Consider the following 251-nt stretch of genomic DNA (forward strand, 5'->3'; position numbering starts at 1 on the left):
CATTATAAGCATATTTTTACTTTTTTAAAATTAACTCATATCAGAAAATACATGAGTTTAGAAAAAACTTATTTTCATCAAACCTTGTAAAACAGAGGATTAGGCTTTTTTTTGAAAAAATAAATTTCAAAATTTTTTTTTTTTTAAAATATTGTTATACAATTGTTAAATAATTAACCAAAAACATTAAAAACTAACAAACGTATTATGAAAAAGATTATATTATCTGAATTAGCATTTATGATGCTTTT

This window comes from Flavobacterium sp. SOK18b, from assembly GCF_014156605.1.
GTDB classification, from domain to species: Bacteria; Bacteroidota; Bacteroidia; order Flavobacteriales; family Flavobacteriaceae; genus Flavobacterium; species Flavobacterium tiangeerense.